Consider the following 3,152-nt stretch of genomic DNA (forward strand, 5'->3'; position numbering starts at 1 on the left):
CTTTCGGGACGGCGGCGGCCCCGGGCGCGGCGGCCGGGGAGGCGCGCCATGACCCGGTCCGGCGGGTGACGGCCGATCGAAGACCTTCGACCCCCGAAGGCAGGCCGCCCGCCCAGTCCGCGACCCGTCGGGCGGCGGGTCCGGCCTCGTCGCGCACCGTCTCCCAAGCGGCCACGGCGTGCTTCTGCTCGATCGCCAGCAGGAACAGCACCATGCAGACGAAGGCCAGCGCGCCGGCGAGGCGTTTCATCGCAGACTGGGAAGGGGCCGTGGCGGCGGTCATGGACGCAACCCTAGCGAGGGTCGGCGGGGAGGTGAACGCCTATCGCCCGACAGGGGCGCCAACGGGGGCGCCGGAGTCGTCCAGCGCCTGGGCCGGCGGCATGGCCCACTCGCCGCGCCAGTCATAGTTCAGCTGGACGCAATGACGGTAGGCGCCGTCCGACCAGCGGCCGACGGCGTGCAGCGTCAGGGGGCGGGCCAGCCGGACCCGGCCCGCCACCAGCCACACCTCTTCCGAACCGGGACACAGGGCGCGCGACAGGCCGCGGCCGTCCCCCTCGGGCTCGATATGGTAGATCGCAGACTCGGTGGAGCCGGCCGGCAGGGCGCGGCGCACCGCGCCGGGTCCGCCCCGGCGGATATCGGCCGAGCCGCGTTGCGAGGTCGAGATGATCCGCCGCACGCTGATGGCGCCGAACAGGCCGCGGTTGGCCTCCAGAGTCACGCCCCGGGTCAGGGCCTGGGTGATCCGGTCGGCGGCGTCATAGGCCAGGTAGCGGGTCTCGGCCGCGGCCGGTCCGGCGACGGCGAGCAAGGCCAGGGTGGTGGTCAGGATGCGGAGCATGGGACGTTGATCCGTGATCCATAAGGCAAAAGGACGGCGCGTCTCCCTCCCGTTCCGGAAGGAAGACGCCCGAACGCCCTACTCGAGCGTGCGCTGGATCTCTTCGACGGTGAAGCACTCGATGAAGTCGCCGGCCTTGATGTCCTGGAAGCCCTGGAAATGCATGCCGCATTCCTGGCCCGACGGAACCTCGTTGACCTCGTCCTTGAAGCGCTTGAGCGTGGCCAGCGTGCCCAGCTCCAGCACCACCACGTCGTCGCGGATGATGCGGACCTTGGCGCCCTTGCGCACCACGCCCTCGGTGACCCGGCAACCGGCGATCTTGCCGGTCTTGGAGATGTCGAACACCTGCAGCACCTGTGCGTTGCCCAGGAAGGTTTCGCGCTGCAGCGGGGCCAGCATGCCCGAGAGCACGCCTTTCATGTCGTCGAGCAGGTCGTAGATGATCGCATAGTAGCGGATCTCGACGCCCTCGCGCTCGGCGAGGTCCTTGGCCTGTTTCGAGGCGCGGACGTTGAAGCCGAGGATCGGCGCCCCGGCCGACTTGGCCAGTTGCACGTCGCTCTCGGTGATGCCGCCGGCGCCCGACATGACGGTGCGCGCGCGGACCTCCTCGTTGCCCATCTTGTCCAGCGAGCCGACGATGGCCTCGGCCGAACCCTGCACGTCGGCCTTGATGATGACCGGAAGTTCCGAGACCTTCTTGGACTGCAGCTTGGACATCATGTCGACCAGCGAGACCTGGTTGATGCCGCCGGTGGCCTTCTCGCGCTTGATGCGGGCGCGGTACTCGGTCAGTTCGCGGGCGCGGGCCTCGCTCTCGACCACGGCGAAGGGCTCGCCGGGGCTGGGCGCTTCGTCGAGGCCGAGGATCTCGACCGGAACCGACGGCCCGGCCTCGCTCAGTTGCTCGTTGCGCTCGTTGAGCAGGGCGCGGACCTTGCCCCAGGCGGAGCCGGCCACGACGATGTCGGCGCGCTTCAGGGTGCCGCGCTTGACCAGGACGGTGGCGACCGGGCCGCGGCCCTTGTCCAGCTTGGCCTCGATGACCACGCCTTCCGAGGTGCGTTCCGGGTCGGCCTTCAGGTCCATCATCTCGGCCTGCACCAGGATGGCCTCGATCAGGCCGTCCAGGTTGGTGCGGTTCTTGGCCGAGACCTCGATGATCTGGGTGTCGCCGCCCAGGCTTTCGGCGATGACCTCGTGCTGCAGCAGCTCGTTGACCACCTTCTGCGAATTGGCGTCCGGCTTGTCGATCTTGTTGACCGCCACGATGATCGGGGCGTTGGCCGCCTTGGCGTGCTGGATGGCCTCGATGGTCTGGGGCATGACGCCGTCGTCGGCGGCCACCACCAGCACCACGATGTCGGTGACATTGGCGCCGCGCGCCCGCATCGCCGAGAAGGCCGCGTGGCCCGGGGTGTCGAGGAAGGTGACGCGCTGACCATCGGGCAGACGGACCTGATAGGCGCCGATGTGCTGGGTGATCCCGCCGGCCTCGCCCGAGGCGACGTCGGTGGTGCGCAGGGCGTCCAGCAGCGAGGTCTTGCCGTGGTCGACGTGGCCCATGATGGCCACCACCGGCGCGCGCGGCGTGACCGCCTCGTCGTCGATGGCGTCGGACAGGAAGCCCGTCTCGATGTCGGATTCCGACACGCGCTTGACGGTCATGCCGTATTCGTCGGCCACCAATTCGGCGGTGTCGGTGTCGATGACGTCGGTGATCTTCACCATCAGGCCCTGACGCATCAGGAATTTGACGATGTCGACGCCGCGCACGGCCATCCGGTTGGCCAGGTCGCCGACGGTGATGACGTCGGGAATGACGACCTCGCGCGGACGGTTCGGCGCGTCGGTCGAGCCGCCCTTGCGCTTTTCCTTCTCGCGTTCGCGGGCCCGGCGGACCGAGGCCAGCGAGCGCATCCGCTCGGCGGCGTCCTCGTCGCCGCCGGCCAGGGCCTGGATGGTCAGACGGCCTTCGCGGCGCTTGGGTTCGCCGCGCGTGCGGCTGACGGCCTTGCCGGCGTCAGAGAAGCGCTTGTCGCGATCGTCCTCGACCTTGCTGCCGGCGGGACGGCCGAAACCGGCGCGGGCGGGGCGAGCGACGTCAGGCGTCGCAGGCGGGGCGTTCGGAGTCGGACGGCCGCCGGGGCCGGTGCGGGCTCCGCCCGGACGGGCGGCGCCGGGAGCGGGCCGCGGATTCAGGGCCGAATAGCGGACCGGCTCGGCCGGACGGGCGCCTTGCGGACGTTCGGCGTAGTTGCGCTCGCCGCCGCCCATGGCGGCTTCGCGGGCCGAGCGCAAC

General features: G+C 70.5%; 3 protein-coding genes. All 3 read right to left on the bottom strand.

The features are described from left to right. The coding region (locus RDU12_RS14305) for a hypothetical protein (protein WP_308685298.1) at positions 1–283 on the bottom strand (283 nt) is incomplete at its 3' end. A 39-nt stretch (positions 284–322) separates the two neighbouring features. Beyond that, positions 323–847, bottom strand: a complete 525-nt coding sequence (locus RDU12_RS14310; protein WP_300292824.1) for a hypothetical protein — start codon at positions 845–847, stop codon at positions 323–325. Positions 848–925: 78 nt separating this feature from the next. Next, the coding region (gene infB, locus RDU12_RS14315; RefSeq protein WP_308685301.1) for a translation initiation factor IF-2 at positions 926–3,152 on the bottom strand (2,227 nt) is incomplete at its 5' end.

The organism is Brevundimonas sp. (genome assembly GCF_031082345.1).
In the GTDB taxonomy this organism is placed as follows: domain Bacteria; phylum Pseudomonadota; class Alphaproteobacteria; order Caulobacterales; family Caulobacteraceae; genus Brevundimonas.

Bases quoted from the DNA above. Each gene is read 5' to 3' on its own strand.
- RDU12_RS14310 (WP_300292824.1), bottom strand. From the start codon at position 847: ATGCTCCGCATCCTGACCACCACCCTGGCCTTGCTCGCCGTCGCCGGA.